The organism is Shewanella chilikensis, from assembly GCF_037953065.1.
GTDB lineage: Bacteria > Pseudomonadota > Gammaproteobacteria > Enterobacterales > Shewanellaceae > Shewanella > Shewanella chilikensis.
This window is the reverse complement of the sequence record NZ_CP149966.1, coordinates 1,029,341-1,048,951: the sequence shown is the minus strand read 5'-3', so window position 1 is coordinate 1,048,951 and position 19,611 is coordinate 1,029,341. Positions and strand designations below refer to the sequence as shown.

Sequence of the window (19,611 nt, the reverse complement as noted above, 5' to 3'; positions counted from 1 at the left end):
CTTACCCTTTTGCTTCTACTTGCTCTGGCTTATAAGTGCGGATTATCCAAATCAGAATACCGATCAGGAAGAAGGCACTTGGCGGCAGCAGTAACAGGCCGTTGGGCTGATACCAGCCACCGTCTGATACTTTGGAAAGTATCTCGACGCCAAACAGCGAACCGTTACCAAAGAGTTCACGGACAAAACCTACGCTCATCAGTACCAGACCATAACCCAGGCCATTACCTATACCATCCATAAAGCTCATCAGCGGCGGGGTCTTCATCGCATAGGCCTCGGCGCGACCCATCACGATACAGTTGGTAATAATCAAACCAACGAATACCGACAGCTGCTTGGCGATGTCATAAGCGTATGCCTGCAACACCTGATCCACCACTATTACCAACGAAGCAATAATGGTCATCTGTACGATAATCCGCACGCTGGCAGGAATATGGTTACGTATGATGGAGATAAACAGGTTGGAAAACGCGGTTACCGCCGTCAATGCTATGGTCATCACCAATGCGGTTTCCAGCTTACTGGTTACCGCCAGGGCACTACACACCCCGAGGATCTGCAGCGCAATAGGGTTATTGCTGACTATAGGTCCAGTGAGAACCTGTTTGAGTTCTTTACTATCGGCCATTAGCTCAATCCTCCATTGCGTGCTTTTTCAATAAAGCGAGCAAAACCTTCCTCGCCCAGCCAGAATGTCAGCGAATGCTGAACACCATTACTGGTCAAAGTTGCACCAGACAAGGCATCAACACCATGAGCTGACTCGGCAACGGCTGGGTTTTTGGTCACGGTAATAGCTATGTTGCCCTGCTCATCAAACAGCTTCTTCCCCTGCCATTTGGCTTTCCAGCTTGGGTTTTCAACTTCACCGCCAAGTCCAGGGGTTTCACCTTGGTTGTAATACACCAGGTTCTGGATGGTATTCATGTCCGGTTCCAAAGCCAGGAAGGCGTACATGGTTGACCACAGACCATAGCCATGAACCGGCAGGATCACGCTGGTCACTTTACCGGCATCATCACGCACCAGATAAACCACGGCGTTTTTGGCGATCCGCTTAACCGAAGCTATGTCATGCTCAGGCACCACTGAGGTGGCAGGATCGCGAGAGGCTTTCTGTTGATCATAGGTATCGCCGTTAATATCTGTGACTTCGTCACCGGTTTTCAGCTCGATAACCTTGGCTTCAACATACTTCTTGTAAGTTTCCAGAACCACATCTTTGCTGACCTTGCCGGATTTGGTATCGATCAGGTTGGCGGCTTCCAGAATAAACTTCTGCTTATCCAGCAGTTTGTTTTCCTGCTGGGTTGGCTTGAGCAATACCGCTGCAGTCGATACGAAAATCGAGCAGACAAGACACAGGCCAACGACAACAAATAGCGTTCTTCCGAACGAATCCTTATTACTAGCCACGAGCAATCCTCCGCTTGATGTTTGCCTGGACTACAAAATGGTCAAACAGTGGCGCAAACAGGTTGGCAAACAGAATCGCCAGCATCATGCCCTCAGGGAATGCAGGGTTGATGACACGGATAAATACTGCCATAGCACCTATCAGGATACCGTAAGCCCATTTGGCCTGGTTGGTGAAGGAAGCCGACACTGGGTCAGTGGCCATAAACATCATACCGAAGGCAAAACCACCCAGTACCAGGTGCCAGTACCAAGGCATGGCAAACATATGGTTGGTTTCAGAACCGACCAGGTTCAGCAGCAGAGAGACGGCAATCATACCTACCATCACGCCGCCGACGATGCGCCAGGAAGCGATACGGGTATAGATGATAACCAGACCACCGAGCAGAATAGCCAGGGTAGAAACTTCACCGACGGAACCAGGAATAAAGCCAAAGAAGGCGTCCCACCAGTTCTGGTTGAAGGCGTAGTCCAGAGTACCTGAAGCCGCTTGACTCAGCGCTGTGGCGCCGGAGAAACCGTCAGCAACGACCCAAGAAGTGTCACCGGACATATTCAGCGGATAGGCAAAGAACAGGAAAGCACGACCGGCCAGTGCAGGGTTGAGGAAGTTACGTCCGGTACCACCGAACACTTCCTTGGCCACGACCACACCAAAGGTGATACCCAGTGCCACCATCCACAATGGAATAGTTGCCGGCAAGGTCAAGGCAAACAGTACTGAGGTCACAAAGAAACCTTCGTTGACTTCATGGCCACGAACCGAGGCGAACAGCACTTCCCAAATACCACCAACCGCGAAGGTCACTGCATATATAGGCAGGAAGAAGCAGGCGCCATACCACATCAAGGTGGCCCAGCCGGAATCGGCAGTCAGTTGAGTACCGAAGAGCTCAAACAGCCCCACCTGCCAAACATCGGGAGTACCGAAACCAGCGGCCAGGGCGATTTGTGCCTGTAGACCCACGTTGTACATCCCGACAAACATGGCGGGGAAAGTACAGGCCCAAACGGTAATCATCATGCGTTTCAGATCCAGGTTATCGCGCACATGGGTCTTGCCCTTGTTCACTTTACCCGGGGTGTAAAAAATGGTCGCTGCGGCTTCATAGAGCGCATACCACTTCTCGTATTTACCGCCCTTTTCAAATTGCGGTTCAATACGCTCAAGAAAATCTTTCAAGCTCATAAGCCTTCCCTCTCGACGGTCTCCAAGCAGTCACGCAGGTATGAACCATAGTCATACTTACCGGGACATACGAAAGTACACAGTGCCAGGTCTTCCTCATCCAGCTCCAGCGCACCCAATGCCACGGCGCCATCGGTATCACCGGAGAGCAGATCGCGCAGCAACATAGTGGGCAGAATATCCAGAGGCATCACCCGCTCATAGTTGCCAATAGGCACCATGGCCCGCTCGGAACCACCGGTACTGCTGGTCATATTGAACAGTCGGGAAGGACTCAAGTGCCCCAGGAAGGCACGGGTAATGGAGTATTTATCGGATCCGGGCATCACCCAACCGAAGAACTCTTTCTCGGTCCCCTCTTCAATCAGGGTCAACTGCTGGAAGTAGCGTCCCATATAAGCATGAGGACCTATTGCTGTACGGCCGTTAAGCACAGAACCTGAGATAACCCGAACTTGACCATCGGCTTCGTCTTGGGTCAGGGCCTGAGTGCTGGCACCCAGCAGAGTACGCACCAAGCGAGGGTTCTTGGCTTTGGGGCCTGTGATGGCCACTATGCGCTGGTTGTTCAATTCACCTGTGGTAAACAGCTGACCTATCGCGATGACGTCCTGATAACCCAGGTACCATACGCTGCGACGGGCAGAGGCAGGCATCAAGAAGTGGATATGAGTCCCAGGCAGACCCGCCGGATGGGGGCCGGCAAACTCTTCCACTTGGGCATTACCCGCTGGAATGTCTGCTCCTGGTGCTTTACAGACGAAGACTTTGTCTGTCAGTCGGGCCAGTACTTTCAGGCCGTTGACGAAATCGTCTTTATGCTCAGCGATAACAACTTGAGGATCGCCCGCCAGTGGCTGGGTGTCCATGGCTGTCACGAAGATAGCCGCTGCTGTCGCATCCACTGCCGGCACCTTACTGAAAGGACGGGTGCGCAATGCGGTCCACATACCTGATTCAATCAGATTGTCGCGAACCTGCTGCGGTTCCAGAGTATCCAGAGCCTGGGCATCATACTTGGCAAAAGAGACGGCTTCGTCCCCTTCTATTTCTATGACGACCGACTGCAGAACACGTTTGGCGCCGCGGTTGATTTCTAATATTGTGCCACTGGCCAAAGCCGTATATTTAACGCCAGGATTCTTTTTATCCTCAAAAATCACCTGACCTTTTTGCACTTTATCGCCCACTTTGATCTTCATCGTTGGACGTAAGCCAATATACTCTTCACCCAAAGTAGCTACGTGTTTAATGGCTGGGCCATCATGGATAACTTGCTTTGGTCCGCCTGCTATAGGCAAATCCAATCCTTTCTTAATTGTAATCATATCCACATGCACTACGTTTTGAAGGAAAGACAATGCGCCGCGTTCCTGCTAACCCCCGACTCTCACACAAAAAAATCGAGCGTTGAGCTAGCGCAGATTTATCACAGAAATGCGATCGCAATCACGCTGGTCGCGCGCATTTTACCCCAATTGCAACGCTATCGCCACGAAAATTGTAGTGTTTTAACCTGCTTTCAAAGTGACCAAGAGAGAATTGAGCCAAACGAGTTAACCAGAGATAGCGACAAGTAGGCAAAAGGCAGGATTTTGTCCTGACGCACAAAGTTATACCTTTAATTTTTAAAGAAATAATAGACTAAATAGTCAAAAATACTTATTTCATCTTCAGGGCCTTGCCGGGGAGGCTCTGCTTCAAAATTTCATTCGGTAGCCCAGCTGTAAACGTCGGCCAACACTTGCCAATAAACCACTGTCATCTTCACGTAACGGACTAGCGTCATCGAGCAGATCCTCAGCGCGAAAATAGAGCTGATGTTTTGAGTTGAAGTCATAACTCAGCAGCAGATCCAGCTGCATGCTGTCTTTTGCCGTCTCCTGAGGGCTAAGACTTGCCACTTCTGAACGATAAATTCCCTGAGCCTTGGCCTTAAAGCCGTCCCACTCCAACCCAACATGGAGACTCAAGGCATGCTCGGGCAACCAGGGCAACTGTTCATCTGCCATCAGGCAAGGTCCGCTCAGCATAAGGCAACCCGAGTGCTGCGCCTTGGCTTGGGTGTAATGGTACTTAAGCCCCATGGGCCAATTGACACTACCTGAGTCCAGGCGGTAGTCGAGCGCCAGTTCGACGCCTTTGACATCGACTTCTCCGAGATTGTATTGATTGAGGCGCAGCGCTGGGTCACAGAAGCTATTTGCCGTGCAATCAAAATGCAGATTATCGAAGTCTCGCTGGTACAGGCTCAGTGCACTTTTCAGCCTACCTGATTCAAAGCGGCCACCCAGTTCATATTGCCAGGCTTGCTGGGAGCGTTGCCCCTGGTTGCCGGGGCTCGCCGCCGCCCAAGCTCTGCCGACACTGATGAACAGGCTCAGTGCCTCCCCGCGCCAACTAAGCTTTGCCGTGGGTAACCATTCACTTTCGGAGAAATCTGCGGCTGAAAGCGGCACTGTTTCGCTGCTTCGCTCCAAGCTGACATCTTCATAGCCGACGCCGAGCTCCAGAGTCACAGCCGACCAGTTGAGCTCAGCCGTCACCGCCGAGCTCCAAACACTGGCCTTGTCATCAATCCTGATACTCAAACTCTCCGCAGTATCACTCAGTTGTCCACCCTGCCACAGCCAACTCCCCAGGCCGGGGGCCAGCTCGGCCTTGTCTCTGTGCCAACGGGCACTGTAACTCACCTTGTGACGACCATATTGAGTAATGGCCTGAGTCTGGATCCCCATAGCCTCGAAGTCATCATCACGGCGAAAGTCGACCAATGAAACCGCGCCGATAGCAGCGGCATCCAAGGCCGCCAGTTGCTCAAGCGCGTCACCTTGAATAAAGGCGCCATCGGCAAAACTCATCTGCAACTGCGAGCTGTGATGGCTATGGTAGTAAAGCTCGGTAAACACCCGGGAGCCTGCGGTAGGCTCAACGCGGTGTGACAGCTGATATCTGTGGCTGCGGCTCTTGAGTCTATCCTGCGTGGCAGCGCCATACACCAGCTCAGGGTTCAGTTGCCAATCGGCAGGCGTCAGCCCCATTCCCGGTAAAAACTGTCGCTGCTGTGAATATTGATACTTAAATTCAGTATGTTGCCGACTGCGGGCACCCGGCAAGCTGTTGGCCGCTATCTTGAAAAGGACCTTGGTCTGGCTGTCATCTTGCCCCAGCTCAGCGCTTCTCGGTTCTTGCCAGGGTTGCTGGCGCCTGTGGCTCGCCTGCAGCAATACCTTATAGTCATCGGCATCAATCAGACCGCGGCCCTCGGCGCCCCAACCTTTATCCTCATTGCCCTGAAGCCGCACACTCTTGCCCGGAGTATCATGCAACCCCAGGCTTTGCGTTTCCAAAACACCAAAACTGCCGCTACCACCATAGAGCAAGTTACCGGCGGCATTGGCCGAGCTGGCAACCAGGGTATCGGGATCCGGCAGTTGCCACAGATAAGGCGCAGAATAAGGCGCCGGCGCCAGATTGACCCTGTCTTCGATAATCGCTATTCCGGAATGGCCGCTGCCACCGGCGCCGCGAATACTGAAACTGCCAGGCAAGGTTGGGATAAGCTCGCCACCGGCGGTCAATTGCCGCTCGGCCGAGTCATAGTACATGGCATTGATTGCTGTGGCCTCAAAAGCCGGATGGTCAGCAGCCAAAGGCTCGGCAGCGTGCGCCCACGGCCCGGCCAAACTCCCGCTCACCAAACCGGCCACTGCACTCACTTTAAGCAAGCCACGCCTCTGACTCATATCCCAATCCCCTATCAGCAGTTACCGCATATTTGATGTTATATTTTTGTAAACTAACTGATTTACGGACAAAAAAAAAGCGACTTGAGTAAATATCAAGTCGCTTGATTGTGCGAGGTAAGCCGGGCGGGATTAGAGCTGCTTCAGCAGTTCCTCACTCAACTTGAGATCGTCGTTGCGGTTAACGCTGACACCGGCGGCAATAATATTGCGGGCAATATCCTGCGCCTGCTCCAGAGAATGCATCTGATAGGTACCGCACTGGTATTCGTTCAGCTCAGGAATAGCCTTTTGATCTTGTACCTTGAGCACATCTTCCATGGCTGCCAACCAGGCATCGGCAACCCGGCCTTCTTCCGGTGTCCCGATAAGGCTCATATAAAAGCCGGTGCGACATCCCATTGGCGAAATATCTATGATCTCCACTCCGTCACCATTGAGGTGATCACGCATAAAGCCTGCAAACAGGTGTTCCAGTGTATGAATGCCGCGCTCGCTGAGAATATCCTTGTTGGGCGCGCAAAAACGCAGGTCAAATACCGTAATGGTATCGCCCTTTGGTGTGCTCATGGTCTTGGCCACCCGCACTGCCGGTGCCTCCATCTTGGTATGGTCCACGGTAAAGCTGTCTAACAATGGCATGGGTATTCTCCCTTGGATGGCAAGCTGGCTTGCACTGTTAAATGGTTTCGCGTCTCAAAGCGCTATTATTACAGCGCCAAAACACAAATGCAGCCCCTGGAGGCGGTTTATCAAGCCAGGACTTTTAACCACGACACTTGGGCGACTCAGGCACAGCACTTTGAGCATCCCATTCAGCCTGTGTATAAGTATGCATGGACAGAGCGTGCACGCCATTGGCCAGTTCTTCCGCCAAGGCCTGGTTCACTTCTCTATGGCGAGCCAGCAGACGCTTGCCATCAAAGGCTTCACTGACAATGATCACCTTGAAGTGCGTCTCTGAATTAGGCGGCACATGGTGATTGTGGCTCTCGTTGATGACTTCTATATGACTCGGCGTCAGGGCGAGGCGCAACTTCTGCTCTATGGTCTGGGCAACGGACATGGTAAAACCTAATATAAGCTGTTGGGATTGGCGGCAGGTTACTGCTTCGGCGAACAAAGATCAATCCGACAATTTTCAATCACCAGAGTGATGAAAACCCGGTTTGAGCCGCCGATAGGTGAGATTAAGCCTGGTCTCTGTGAGTTTCAGCCTTCTTGGCAACGCATGTTGCCATTCCTGCTGCATCGGCCAGCGCATCAACAAGAGATCGCCCGAGTTAAGCCTGAGCCGCAGCTTCTCGCCGCTTTGCTTGTGTTTCAAATCAAAATCGCGCCCGGCGCCCAGACTGATTGACGCGATATCGGCCCCCTCTGCCAGCTCAGGTTCATCGTCGCTGTGCCAACCCATGGTGTCGCGGCCATCGGCATAACGGTTTACCAGCACGCCGTTGCTGCCAAGCTGCCAATCCCGATCCAGCTTTTGCTTTAGCCTTAACAGATATTTGGGCCAGGGAAGCGCCCTGACCAATAACCCTGAGTAGCGATAATCACAGCCGGCATCGCCGAACCACACCTGAGTACGAGGAATGGCGTGACGCTTACCGAATATTTCAAGCTCGGGACGAGTCAGGGGATAATGCTCCGCCTCCCGCCAAATGGCCTCCTGCTGGGCTGGATTGAGATAACCGCGCACCAGCAACATAGGCGGCTGCTCAAACCGCTGCACGCCTGTTGCCGACTCAGCAGATGACCCAGGCTCAAGCGCAAACAGCGACTGCTGTATCTCTTTTGAACTCATATTTGAACTCATCTTTGAACTTCATGGCATTGTTTCTCTGTGGCTTATTGCCAGGCTTAAGCCTTCTTTATTAGATAATGACCAAGGCAGATTTTCGCAAATATCGCCTTGAGCGCCAGTATTTGCGATAATCCGCGCAAATTCGTCCTTTAAGCCCAGTTATATGACCAGCCAGTTCTCAGCCGCTGATATTCAGCTCACTCTGCACCGCTATCCCGAAGAGCAGGAATCCAACCTCCAGGCCTGGGATGCCGCCGATGAACACCTGCTCAAACAGCTCGCCGAGGAAGAGGCACCTCAATCTGTGCTTATTATCAACGACAGCTTTGGTGCCCTGCTGTGCGCCATTCGCCGAGGTTATCCTGATGCAAAGGTTCACTGGAGCTCGGATGCCCGCACTTCCCATCTTGGCGCTCGACAAAATCTTGAGAAAAACCATCTCAGCGATGCCGACATTCACTGGCTAAACAGTCGGGAAATGCCTGCTTGTGTACCCGATACCATATTGCTGAAGCTGCCCAAGAACCTCAACTTTTTTGCCTGGCAGCTGACCCTGCTGGCCAATATGCTTCCCAGCGGTACCCGGGTGTTGATTGGCGCCAAGGCCAAATCCATCAATCAAGCCTTGTTGGCCCTGATTGGCAAACATCTGGGCCAGGCCAGCGCCAGTCTGGCATGGAAAAAGACCCGGGTGATAACCGCCTTCGCCGATGGCCAGGCGCGCGAATTGCCGGCCCCCAGCGAGTGGCCCCTTGGCGAATTCAGCCTCAATATCTGTAATCTCAGCAATGTATTTGCCGCCGGCAAACTGGATATCGGCGCCCGTTTGATGTTGGCCAACCTCCCCGAAGGTGAGTTTAGCTCTGTGGTGGACTTGGGCTGCGGCAATGGCGTTTTGGGGCTGGCGGCGGCCAAGCGTTATCCCGAGGCGAGTATTCACTTTGTTGATGACTCAGAGATGGCCGTGGAAAGTGCCCGGCTCAACTGGCAGGGCAATGGCTTTGAGGCCGAACGCGGCCACTTCTATTGGGACGACTGTCTGAGTCATTTGAGCGCCGGGGTCGCACCGGATCTGGTGCTCTGTAACCCACCGTTTCATCAGGGAGAGGCCATCACAGATCATATTGCCTGGCAGATGTTCCTCGATGCCAGACGGCGTCTGGTGAACGGCGGCATACTGCATGTGGTCGGCAACCGTCACCTGGGCTACCACATCAAGCTCAAGCGCCTGTTCGGCAACTGTAAAACCATAGCCTCCAATGGTAAGTTTGTGATCCTGCAAGCCTCTAAGTAAAGAATCCACCTTCTGAAGAAGGTGGCTTTGTATATGCCCCCTCAAAGGGGGCGTTGTTTACTCCAGCGTTAACTGAGCTTGCTCCTGCTTTTCTTCTTTCTCTTGATGCCGGACATAACGCCTTATTATCTCTTCATTTATTCCAACCGTATCAACAAAGTATCCTCGCTGCCAAAAATGGTTACCCCACATTTTGTTCTTCCTCAAGTGCGGATATTTACTAAATAGTTTTAGTGCTATTTTGCCTTTGAGCGCTCCCATCAGTCTTGATATCGATAACTTTGGCGGAACTTTTATAACTAAATGAACATGGTCTACCTGAACATTTAACTCTACTACTTTGCACCCAAGTTGCTCACTGTAAACGTGAATACAGCGGTAAACATCCTTACCTACTTTGTTTTTGAGAATCCTAAAACGGTACTTTGGAGTCCAAACTATATGATATTGACATCGCCAATACACATGCGATGCTTGCTCGTATCTACTCATGCTTTTTGTCCTTTGACTTCGCTAAAAATCAAAAGAGCAATTAGCATGGGTAGCCTTTACAGGCCAAGCCTAAATTGATGATAACCACCTACTGAAGTAGGTGGTTTAGGGGCTGAAAATAAAAGGCCAACAAGAGTAAACCTTGTTGACCCATTCCGGCCCCCGTTGGGAACCCGGAAAGAAACAGGCCGGGAGAGACCCCGGCCTGTGTAGTTAAATTTTGTAATTTCAGGCGGCAACTTTGCCGCGTCTGTAACGCAAGCCGCCAAGCAGTACCAGACTTGCGAGCGCCAGCACTGACAGGCTGCCACCGGCATCGACTATCACAGTCGCGCCATCATCTCTGTCCCATTCACGACTCTCAAGCGGCAAGGCATAGAGGCTATTGCTTTCATAAGAACTTATGGTCGCCACTATGTCACTGTAACCGGGTTCATAGAGGTCGATCAGCACATCATAGTGATCGCTGGGGTAGCCGCTCTCTAACGTGGTGAGCACTTCAAAGTCATCCTGGGTACTGTCTCCCTGAATGTAGAACACCTCAGTACTGTAGTAATGCTCCCAGTCACCGCCGTTGCGGCTCAGATAAAGCTCGGCATAAACGGGCACAGACTCGGCCGGATCATTGCCGTAAACATCGGCATCGAAGCGCACCGCAAAGCTGCGATAAAAGCCATCAAAGTCATAATCGTCATAAAGGTAGCTGGCCGCCCCATAAAAGCTAAACTCATGGTAATAGCTGTGGGCCGTAGTGGAGACCATCCGCTGCGGCGCGGCTTGGCTCTCGGGCAGTTTCTGTTTCTTGGCAATCATCTGCTCGCGGGTCATGCGCTCACCGGAAACTTGAGCTCCGGCAAATTGCCACTCCTGCTGAAGTTGCTTGAGCAACTGCCTGTGTTGTGCCGCCCTTAGCTCGGCGCCTAGGCTATCCTGTTCATCGCTCGGTTGCTGCGCTTTTTGGCCGATGGAGGCTTGTCCGCCGACTGCCTCCTTGGCATAGGCAGCGGGCGCCCCCCAAAACAGAGCCAAAAACAGCGACAGGCTAAATACAGTGTAAGATAATAATTTCATAGTGCTTCTCCACAGAGCGCATCCCGCGCTTATTCGGGTTGTTAGCATTATTAAAAGTCAGCCTGGGTGAACATGAGATGAACGGTTTCTGTCAGCCGATGTTCATCTTGGAAGGAGTACAACTGACCGGGCCTGAGCGAAAACCGGGGGGAAGGACAGATAGAGAGTGAAGACCCGGCTGGCTATTTCATCCACCGCGGGGATCTTTTACACTGGGCCAAGCGTTTCCAAAAGGGCAAAACCATGAAAAGGGGCAGTAAAATCAAGCATCAAGCTTATCACTCAAGCGGAATTATCGCGGCAAGCATGCTATTGCTGTCGCTGGCTTTCGCTCAGCCCCTGCATGCCGGCCCCTTTGCCAAGCCGGAACGAACAACTCAGGGCCAGGAGGCCAAGCTGAAAGTCCGCAGCGGCGATGAAGCCGCCAGACTGGTGAAGCAGGCTTATGGCGGTAAAGTACTCAGGGTGCAGTCTGTGAAGGTCAACGGCAACCCGGGTTATCGGGTCAAACTGCTGCAGGACAGTGGCCGAATTGTCTATGTCTCTGTGGATGCCCGCAGCGGCCGACTGCAGGCAAACTGACAGGAAATAGCTTATGCGACTGTTATTGGTAGAAGATGATGCCGCCTTACAAGCCAACTTAAAACAACATCTGCAAGAGGCAGGTTTCAATCTGGATACGGCATCAGACGGCGAAGAAGGCCTGTTTCTGGCGGCGGAATATCCCTATGATGCCGCCATTATCGATATCGGCCTGCCCAAACTCAGCGGCATAGCACTGATTGAACAGATGCGAGCCAAGGGACTGGATTACCCTGTGCTGATCCTCACCGCCAGAGATGGCTGGCAGGACAAGGTGGAAGGCTTGGATGCCGGCGCTGATGACTACCTCACCAAACCCTTTCACCCCATGGAACTCACCGCCAGGATCAAGGCGTTAATCCGCCGCAGCGCCGGTAAGGCCAGCCCCTTGCTGCAAAGTGGCCCTGTCACCCTGAATACCAGCAGCGGTGAAGTGCGGCTCGGCAAACACAGCGTCAACCTCAGCGCCTCCGAATACAAATTGCTCGAGTACCTGATGCTGCATCAGGGCGAAGTCACTTCCAAGAGTCTGCTTATCGAGCACATCTATGATCAGGACTTTGATCTTGACTCCAATGTGATTGAGGTATTTATTCGCCGTTTGCGCAAGAAGCTGGATCCCGAGGGCACGCTTGGGCTTATTGAAACCCTGCGTGGTCAGGGTTATCGCCTTAATGCACTTCCTGTTAGAGATAACCCCTGATGAAGCCCTTGCCTGCAAGGCTTTTGCCCGGTTCACTCAAGGGCCGGTTGGTGATCAGCGCCCTGCTGTTGAATCTGGTGCTCTTGCCGCTTATCGGCGTGACCCTGAGCGATGCCTTTCGTGCCCAGCTGGCCCACGCGGTAAAAGATGAACTCAGCGCCGCCCTTTATGGAGTATTGGCATTGGCAGAAGTGGAACAGGGCGAACTGGTTCTGCCGGATCAATTACAAGACAAACAGTTCAACATAGATCAATCCGGGCTCTACGCCTTGGTCAGCAGCCAAGGCAAACTGGTATGGCATTCGCCTTCCTTTATCGGTATGCCGCCTCCGGGCAAGCTTCCAAGCCCACCACTCGGTGAAGGCCGCTTTGGCGAAATGCTTCTCCTGGGCAAACCCCACTTCAATTACAGCTTCAGCGCCAGCTTTGCCTCGGCCTCGAATAATGGCCGGGATATTCCCTTTACCGTACACATCATCAAAGATCAGACCGGCTTTGAGCAAACCCAAGGCGCCTTCAGCCGCCAGCTCTGGCAATACCTGGGACTATTGATGCTGTTCCTGTTACTGGTACAAGGTGGCTGGCTCTGGTGGACACTCAAACCACTGGCGCGCTTTCGCGCCGAGCTCAAAGCGGTTGAGCAAGGCAAACGGCAACATCTCGGCAGCGACTATCCCAAGGAGCTGCAACAGGTCGCGACCCAGCTCAATGCCCTGATAAGCAACGAGCAGCGCCAACGCCAACGTTATCGCAACGCCTTGTCGGATCTGGCCCATAGCCTGAAAACACCGCTGGCGGTGCTGCAAAGCCTCAAGTCTTTGCCAAGCGATGCCCAAGAGCCCATCAGCCAAATTAACGCCAGCATAGGCCACCAGTTGAAACGGGCCCAAAGTGCCGGCAGCGGCGCTTGGCATCAAGGGGTAAACAGTAAAACAGTGGCCGACAAACTGCTGCGAACCCTTGGCAAAATTTATGCGGACAAGGCGCTGGAGTTTGAGGCTGAACTGGCAACAAACGCCCTGTTTTACGGCGATGAAGCCGACCTGGCCGAACTCCTCGGCAATCTACTGGATAACGCCTGCAAGGCGGCAAACAGCCAGGTCGTACTCAAAACCTGGGTTAGCGAAAAAGGGCTGAACATCTGCATCGAAGACGATGGCCCGGGCATTACAGAGCAGCAGAAAACCCAGCTGTTCGAGCGCGGTGTCAGAGCCGATAACTACCAACAAGGCCATGGTATAGGACTGGCGATAGTCAAAGATCTGCTGCAGAGCTACCAAGGCCAGTGGCAAATAGATCAATCTCCCCTGGGCGGCGCCCGCTTCACTCTGTTTTTACCCAGAAGTTGAGATTGGGGAATGGTACATTCATTCCCCATCCTTACCTATTTCCAACAAGGCTAATCTTGCCAAATGGCGATAATGCCCCCCTTGATGCAGCCAATAAGCACTGGTCAAGTTTCCGGCAATGGATGTTTCTCGTTGCCTGCCGCTGGGATGGGCACGAAGCAAGAATGCAATTGAAAAACAGGATGTTCGAGACGAACTTTCGCACAGACTCCCCTGTGACACGGTGAGAGTTGCGCAGCAACATGCTTTCGAGCGCAAACCTGGGATGGTGAGCTGGCCGTTGTGCATGAATGCATTTGCTCCACGACGTTAGGCCGCTGGCACAGTGGCTATCATGGCTTTAAGCCAAAACTCACCAATGAACTTGATCTTAGCGGCTAGCTAAGTTGTGGCCAATCACCTGCGGTGCGCCTTTCGCACAGGCGATCCTGTGACTCGGCGAGAGTTGCATAGCAACATGCTTTCGAGCGCGAACCAGGGATGGTGAGCTGGCCGTTAAACAGGGAAGTTGTTGTGAACCCATCCTTGGGCGCTCGACGAAAACGTCTGACCTACAAGGACGTAGGAAATGCCGAATTTGTCGGGAACAAAATTCGACCCTGTTTTCGACGGTCACAGTTCCGCCTATGCCTGGAAAATAGGTGTATGTCTGCGAACACTTCAGATATTTCAAGCTACTCAGGACTAACAGTATTGCACTAATCCCCCCCTCGGTGTCGCCGACAGCCGTTGGCGCAGATAACGTGGTTAAGCAGCGGCCAATCACCTGCGGTGCGCTTTTCGCACAGGCGATCCTGTGACATGGCGAGAGTTGCATAGCAACATGCTTTCGAGCGCGAGCCAGGGATGGTGAGCTGGCCGTTAAACAGGGAAGTTGTTGCGAGTACGTCCCTGTAAGCTCTGCCTCGCCATCCCTGGCTCGGAAGGTCACAGTTCCACCTGCGCCTGGAAAATAGGTGTATGTCTGCGGGAATATAAGCAACTTCAAGCAACACTATTCTTGCAGAATTGTACCAATCCCTCCTCGGGAAATAACCGCTGCCCTAAGTAGCGTTGATAGCCTATATGCGAAAGTTGTTGGTTATGCTCAATACCATGATGAAAAATCGAACCCGATGGGCGAAAGCTATCACAATTAGTGAAATACCTATTGACGGAATGCCACAGTCACTCGTTATGTTTCAATGCCTCGTTCCTTAAGCATATTTTTAAAAACTATTTGAGCCCATTTAATTACTATTTCAGAGTTCCCAAGTTCATTCTTATCCAGGTAAGAGATGAGGACAGGATATCCTCCGTTGGGACAATACTTTGAATGTTCAAATCCATCCCATTCCAAACCCAACCCACGAACAGGTATGCTGGGGTCTCCGTTAACCCAGTAACTTACTTTTTCAAAATACCCCGCGGATATAAGAGATTCACCAATGTTTATTGCTTGTTCTACGGATTGAAAACAAACAGGTTGATAGGTGGTTTTATTGGACGAAGCGCAACCTGGTAACAGGAGACTTAAAAAAGCGATGTGCCAAATTCTCATAATATCTTCCTTGAAAAATAACGCTCCGCCAATTCGTTTATCGAATTCAGTAACTTGTTATCTTTCTTTACTATTACTTGTAAACTTAAGTTTTTATTCATATCTATTCAATATAAACCCATCTTTTTCATAAGTATCAACCTTACGTAGACCAGATTTAAGTAAAACGTTACCTGATGCTGGATGCTCAACCAAGACCTCACCAATTACTTTAGTAAGCCCAAGCGTATTTATTGCATACTCTAAAGTGGCTTTTACAGCTTCTGTGGCCAATCCATTTCCCCAGTATTCGGGTAGCATCCGATAACCTATGTCTGGACAGTTCAAATCAGGTTCGTACTTAACTCCGCAGAACCCTATGACTTTATCATCTTCTTTATGAATCAATGCATACCGAGAGTAACCATACTTCTTATATTCTGCTTGCCAGCAATTAACAATTAAATTCTCTGCATCTTTTTTGGTATTAACGGCACCCACATCACCCGTATAACGCATAACATCTGGATTAGTAGAAAATTCAAAGACAGCATCTACATCATCCAAGCAAAACTCTCTCATTAAGAGACGAGGTGTTTCTATTAAAATATCCATATTCGTTCTTTAATCTATAATCTATTTTGTAATTTTCAGGAAAAATCAAGCCACCCACTGTAAAACAATAACTTAATCTTCTTTCAGTCTGCGTTCAAGCACCGCTAGGGGATTTGAGTACGCTGAGGCCGAAAGATATCCGTGAGTTGCAGAGGTTTGATGAAGTCGAACCTATTTCACGCAAAAATGCGAGATTTGAGCCGTGCTAGCCCTACCCATGGTTCAGGGGATTTCAATGACTGCGGTTGAGATAAATAGCGTGGGGTTCAGGCTGTTTGAAAATACTGACAGCTGGTTGCAAAATGCCGTCGTCGCTTCTCCAAATGTTCGCAGTAACAGCTGAGCTCTTGCAAGGTGCCTACCGGTCCAAGAAATAGTCTTCCAAATTCAGTGGTAAGCTTGAGCCAGTTCTCATGATGGATATTCAACCGCGTCAGCAGCTTGGCACTCTTTTCACTTATCGCGCCACGTTTATCGTCGCGAATACAACGCCCGATATCATCCACTAATTCAAGATAATCCTTGAGCCCAAACGCAATACCATTGGGCTGGTTATCGCACTCATCGCCAATAAAGGGCAGTAGCTTGGTGGGTTGTTCGCATTTCAAAGCGGCCTGAATACGTAGCCGAATGCTGGTATGTGCCGACTGCTCAGGCGTATCGGCCATCTTGGCTCTGATGGGATTGAGGTCAACGTAGGCCATGCAGGTTAACACCGCGGCTTCATCCAGTAAGGCTTGTGATTTAAATCTTCCTTCCCACAAATTTATCCGGAATAAATTTGAACAGCTTTAGCTGGCCCGCAGGGAGAGCGCCAGGGATGGCGGCGAATAGAATCGGCCGGTACAGTTATCTTCCTGATTGGCTTGACGCGCTATCGGTTCGTTGAGACAACGCATGAACCAACTGATGTCACATAACCTACTGCGATAAATCGCGATAGTATGCTTCAGCCTGGGGACTTCATGCGCTTCAATCAGCTCACCCTGGGTGAATTTCTGGGTTAACTCATCACCTTTGAACAGCTTATGCCATTGCTCAAGCACTTCTCTGTCTGTCCATCGGTTTGCTGTCTCTATATCGATATGCAACACCAGATGCAGATGATTACTCATGATGGCGAATGCCGCCACATCAATGGCAAAAACAGCTTCCAGTTCAAACAGTAACGATTCGACCCAACCACGGCGGTGGTCATAATTCTTACCCGAGTAGGCATCATCACCACACAGAAAGGCACGCCGTACCACGCGGCTGCAACAGTGGTAGTAAGGCGTATCTTCAAGGCTGATTTGAGTTCGGCGAGGGCGCGGCATAATAACCTCCTTGTTAAATGCTTAAACAAAGGATAGTCGGAGGCTAACTACCGCGCCATTAACGCTGGGTGTCCATTTTTTGTTTTTTGTCCTATTTTTTCGTCATCAAATGTTTCAACCTACTCAGCACTAACAGAATTGTACCAATTCCCCCTCGGTTCGCCGAGGGCCATTGACGCAAATAACGTGGCTGAGGGCATGGCCTTTCACGGCATTGGGACTCTATCCTGCCGATATGCCAATAGCTAAAAAGTTCAAACGATGAAAAACAGATACAAAAAAGCCCGTCTATGACGGGCTCTTTCGTTGAATATGGCTGGGGTACCAGGATTCGAACCTGGGAATGCCGGGATCAAAACCCGGTGCCTTACCGCTTGGCGATACCCCATCAGGGTCGGTATTAACCGATACGAATCTTAAGACTCGTGAAGACCAAGTTTGCTGCTAAAGAAACATGGTAGCTATGGCGGGACTTGAACCTGCGACCCCAGCATTATGAGTGCTGTGCTCTAACCAGCTGAGCTACATAGCCACTGTATTTTCTCTTTCGCGTTTATGGCTGGGGTACCAGGATTCGAACCTGGGAATGCCGGGATCAAAACCCGGTGCCTTACCGCTTGGCGATACCCCAATATATAAACTTGGTAAATATGGCTGGGGTACCAGGATTCGAACCTGGGAATGCCGGGATCAAAACCCGGTGCCTTACCGCTTGGCGATACCCCACCAATAATCAAAGCTATTTCAATAAGAGACAAATATGGTACGGGAGGAGAGACTTGAACTCTCACACCTTGCGGCACCAGAACCTAAATCTGGCGTGTCTACCAATTTCACCACTCCCGCAGTGTCTCTTGCTTTTGACATCCCAAGAAGGATGGTAGCTATGGCGGGACTTGAACCTGCGACCCCAGCATTATGAGTGCTGTGCTCTAACCAGCTGAGCTACATAGCCACGATAACTTTGTTTCCCCGTGCCGAGGAACGGGGCGTATTATGCTTATTCAGGTTATTTAGGTCAACAGCTTTTTTAGGCTAAATCTCACCGCCCCCGCCGTTTGCCTATAAACCCATCAAACTGGGCAACAGATACGCAAATCCACGTTCTATCGTCCATTTAGAGCCACTTTACACCTTAAACTGCATTGTTGCTCAAATCATTAGCTAGAATGCAACTCTCCCAAGGCTTTATGAGATAGAAAAATCAAGCCTACCATTATAAAACAATAACTTAAACTTATTTAGGTCTACATTCAAGCACCGCTAGCCAATTTGAGCACACTGAGGTCGAAAGAGTCCCTTGTAGTTGCAGAGATTTGATGGAATCGAACCTATATTCACGCATAAATGCGAGATTTGAGCCGTGCTGGCTCTACCCAGGGTTCAGGGGCAACGACTGCGGTTGAGATAACCAACCACTGGTAACGGATATCGCCTTGGCTGATTTGTTGAGTGAGTGATTGCGCTGATGCTGGCTGCGTTGCTGGTTGCTGCCGGTATTTACGACAGCGGCGCCAAAGACATCGTATTCATAATGCCAGATATCCCCATTGGGCAGACTGACACGAATGAGGCGGTCTTCTTCATCCCAATGATAGAAGCGAGTCTGGGCCCTGAAACCATCACGTTTCAGGGTTTTCTCGACCATACGGCCATTGGCATCGTAGCGGAAAACATTGTCTCCCTGACGCACTACCCGCCCGGCTTGCTAAAAGATATGGCTGTCCTGTATTTTTTAGCTGAGTTGATCACCCAACTACTGGTAGCGGATATCGCCTTGGCTGATTTGTTGAGTGAGTGATTGCGCTGATGTTGGCTGCGTTGCTGGTTGCTGCCGGTATTTACGACAGCGGCGGCCAAAGACATCGTAGCGGAAAACATTGTCTCCCTGACGCACTACCCGCCCGGCTTGCTAAAAGATATGGCTGTCCTGTACTTCTCCTTTGCTTAATTAAATTTCCCGTGTTTTACCACCATATTCTCGACTCCACCAAAGTCATCATCCTTTAAATATTTACTACCTGAACAACAACCTCTAGAATCAACAATGGTAAATCGATAAAAGACCTCTTCCACTTCTACAATTTCGAAGTATAACGTATAGTTTCCATCCTCAATTTCAACATCTACGACAAAAGACTCAAAAGCTGATGATATTTTTAACGGCATGGACTTATTATAAAGAAAATTAGTCTGAACACACCTTACACAATCGTCATCAATATCAAAGTTATCAGCAACACGTAAATATACATTAGCTCCAAAACTCCCCTCCAATATGGAGTCAAAAACGACGAAACCATCATGAATTATACAACCTTGAGCCAAGTTACCCTTACCCCAATCACAAAGCCCATCTGAAAAAGGTCTATTCTCTAACCGTACTTGGTTATGGGAAATCAACAGGTCGAAACTATATTCTTTGATCATAACTAATTAACCCTAAAAAGAACTTTTGTTCCATCTGGCAAGTCGGATAATGCATGACCGATGCTCGAACCGGCCC

The 19,611-nt window shown here is 50.7% G+C and carries 18 protein-coding genes, 6 tRNA genes and 1 pseudogene; 5 read left to right on the top strand and 20 right to left on the bottom strand.

The window, feature by feature from the left end:
- Position 1: 1 nt before the first annotated feature.
- The 8 genes from WKR14_RS04920 to WKR14_RS04885 form a co-directional block, all read right to left on the bottom strand.
- Positions 2-634 carry an NADH:ubiquinone reductase (Na(+)-transporting) subunit D gene (locus WKR14_RS04920; protein ID WP_039033613.1) on the bottom strand — a complete coding sequence of 211 codons (633 nt, stop codon included), beginning with the start codon at positions 632-634 and terminating at the stop codon, positions 2-4.
- Entirely contained in the window at positions 634-1,422 is a 789-nt protein-coding gene (locus WKR14_RS04915; RefSeq protein WP_039033612.1) for a Na(+)-translocating NADH-quinone reductase subunit C, read from the bottom strand. Before WKR14_RS04915 ends, WKR14_RS04920 begins: the two co-directional genes overlap by 1 nt.
- Positions 1,415-2,614: an NADH:ubiquinone reductase (Na(+)-transporting) subunit B gene (locus WKR14_RS04910; protein ID WP_039033611.1), complete on the bottom strand. Its 1,200-nt coding sequence runs from the start codon at positions 2,612-2,614 to the stop codon at positions 1,415-1,417. The genes WKR14_RS04915 and WKR14_RS04910 overlap by 8 nt, the downstream gene beginning before the upstream one ends.
- Positions 2,611-3,942 (bottom strand): Na(+)-translocating NADH-quinone reductase subunit A, encoded by a 1,332-nt coding sequence (locus WKR14_RS04905; RefSeq protein ID WP_248952977.1) that lies wholly within the window; start codon positions 3,940-3,942, stop codon positions 2,611-2,613. The genes WKR14_RS04910 and WKR14_RS04905 overlap by 4 nt, the downstream gene beginning before the upstream one ends.
- Positions 3,943-4,314: 372 nt before the next feature.
- On the bottom strand, positions 4,315-6,360 hold the full coding sequence (locus WKR14_RS04900; RefSeq protein ID WP_339087469.1) for a TonB-dependent receptor: 2,046 nt from the start codon (positions 6,358-6,360) through the stop codon (positions 4,315-4,317).
- A gap of 132 nt (positions 6,361-6,492) precedes the next feature.
- Positions 6,493-7,002 carry an S-ribosylhomocysteine lyase gene (luxS, locus tag WKR14_RS04895; RefSeq protein WP_039033608.1) on the bottom strand — a complete coding sequence of 170 codons (510 nt, stop codon included), beginning with the start codon at positions 7,000-7,002 and terminating at the stop codon, positions 6,493-6,495.
- 124 nt (positions 7,003-7,126) lie between these two features.
- Positions 7,127-7,426 carry a BolA family protein gene (locus WKR14_RS04890; protein ID WP_028779744.1) on the bottom strand — a complete coding sequence of 100 codons (300 nt, stop codon included), beginning with the start codon at positions 7,424-7,426 and terminating at the stop codon, positions 7,127-7,129.
- A 75-nt stretch (positions 7,427-7,501) separates the two neighbouring features.
- The gene (locus tag WKR14_RS04885; RefSeq protein WP_339087468.1) at positions 7,502-8,164 is read right to left on the bottom strand and encodes an alpha-ketoglutarate-dependent dioxygenase AlkB family protein; all 663 of its coding nucleotides are present in this window, start codon (positions 8,162-8,164) and stop codon (positions 7,502-7,504) included.
- Positions 8,165-8,327: 163 nt separating this feature from the next.
- Here WKR14_RS04885 and WKR14_RS04880 point away from each other — a divergent pair, with 163 nt between their 5' ends.
- Positions 8,328-9,458: a methyltransferase gene (locus tag WKR14_RS04880; protein ID WP_339087467.1), complete on the top strand. Its 1,131-nt coding sequence runs from the start codon at positions 8,328-8,330 to the stop codon at positions 9,456-9,458.
- Between the two features lie 57 nt (positions 9,459-9,515).
- On the opposite strand, the gene tnpA is transcribed toward WKR14_RS04880, so the two are convergent.
- Entirely contained in the window at positions 9,516-9,950 is a 435-nt protein-coding gene (gene tnpA / locus WKR14_RS04875; protein WP_208138538.1) for an IS200/IS605 family transposase, read from the bottom strand.
- A gap of 228 nt (positions 9,951-10,178) precedes the next feature.
- Complete coding sequence (locus tag WKR14_RS04870; RefSeq protein WP_339087466.1) at positions 10,179-11,021, bottom strand: choice-of-anchor H family protein; 843 nt, start codon at positions 11,019-11,021, stop codon at positions 10,179-10,181.
- 243 nt (positions 11,022-11,264) lie between these two features.
- On the opposite strand from WKR14_RS04870, the gene WKR14_RS04865 reads away from it, so the two are divergent.
- The 3 genes from WKR14_RS04865 to WKR14_RS04855 are packed head-to-tail and all read left to right on the top strand — an operon-like array spanning position 11,265 to position 13,655.
- Positions 11,265-11,603: a PepSY domain-containing protein gene (locus WKR14_RS04865; protein ID WP_025011880.1), complete on the top strand. Its 339-nt coding sequence runs from the start codon at positions 11,265-11,267 to the stop codon at positions 11,601-11,603.
- 13 nt (positions 11,604-11,616) lie between these two features.
- Positions 11,617-12,306 (top strand): response regulator transcription factor, encoded by a 690-nt coding sequence (locus WKR14_RS04860; RefSeq protein ID WP_208224177.1) that lies wholly within the window; start codon positions 11,617-11,619, stop codon positions 12,304-12,306.
- A complete protein-coding gene (locus WKR14_RS04855; protein ID WP_339087464.1) occupies positions 12,306-13,655 on the top strand; it encodes an ATP-binding protein in 1,350 nt (449 codons plus the stop codon). The genes WKR14_RS04860 and WKR14_RS04855 overlap by 1 nt, the downstream gene beginning before the upstream one ends.
- A 1,174-nt stretch (positions 13,656-14,829) precedes the next feature.
- Here WKR14_RS04855 and WKR14_RS04850 read toward each other — a convergent pair.
- The 9 genes and pseudogenes from WKR14_RS04850 to WKR14_RS04810 form a co-directional block, all read right to left on the bottom strand.
- Complete coding sequence (locus tag WKR14_RS04850) at positions 14,830-15,195, bottom strand: hypothetical protein (RefSeq protein ID WP_339087463.1); 366 nt, start codon at positions 15,193-15,195, stop codon at positions 14,830-14,832.
- A gap of 93 nt (positions 15,196-15,288) precedes the next feature.
- Entirely contained in the window at positions 15,289-15,789 is a 501-nt protein-coding gene (locus WKR14_RS04845; RefSeq protein WP_335918036.1) for a GNAT family N-acetyltransferase, read from the bottom strand.
- 266 nt (positions 15,790-16,055) lie between these two features.
- A pseudogene (locus tag WKR14_RS04840) lies at positions 16,056-17,105 on the bottom strand (transposase).
- Between the two features lie 313 nt (positions 17,106-17,418).
- A tRNA-Gln gene (locus WKR14_RS04835) sits at positions 17,419-17,493 on the bottom strand.
- A 67-nt stretch (positions 17,494-17,560) separates the two neighbouring features.
- Positions 17,561-17,637: transfer RNA gene (locus tag WKR14_RS04830), tRNA-Met, on the bottom strand.
- A 24-nt stretch (positions 17,638-17,661) separates the two neighbouring features.
- Positions 17,662-17,736 (bottom strand) — tRNA-Gln (locus tag WKR14_RS04825).
- A 20-nt stretch (positions 17,737-17,756) separates the two neighbouring features.
- Positions 17,757-17,831 (bottom strand) — tRNA-Gln (locus WKR14_RS04820).
- A gap of 35 nt (positions 17,832-17,866) precedes the next feature.
- Positions 17,867-17,951 (bottom strand) — tRNA-Leu (locus WKR14_RS04815).
- A gap of 32 nt (positions 17,952-17,983) precedes the next feature.
- Positions 17,984-18,060, bottom strand: a tRNA-Met gene (locus WKR14_RS04810).
- Between the two features lie 513 nt (positions 18,061-18,573).
- On the opposite strand from WKR14_RS04810, the gene WKR14_RS04805 reads away from it, so the two are divergent.
- Positions 18,574-18,906 (top strand): hypothetical protein, encoded by a 333-nt coding sequence (locus WKR14_RS04805; protein WP_339087462.1) that lies wholly within the window; start codon positions 18,574-18,576, stop codon positions 18,904-18,906.
- 146 nt (positions 18,907-19,052) lie between these two features.
- On the opposite strand, the gene comJ is transcribed toward WKR14_RS04805, so the two are convergent.
- On the bottom strand, positions 19,053-19,535 hold the full coding sequence (gene comJ / locus WKR14_RS04800; protein WP_165564565.1) for a competence protein ComJ: 483 nt from the start codon (positions 19,533-19,535) through the stop codon (positions 19,053-19,055).
- Positions 19,536-19,611: the final 76 nt, after the last annotated feature.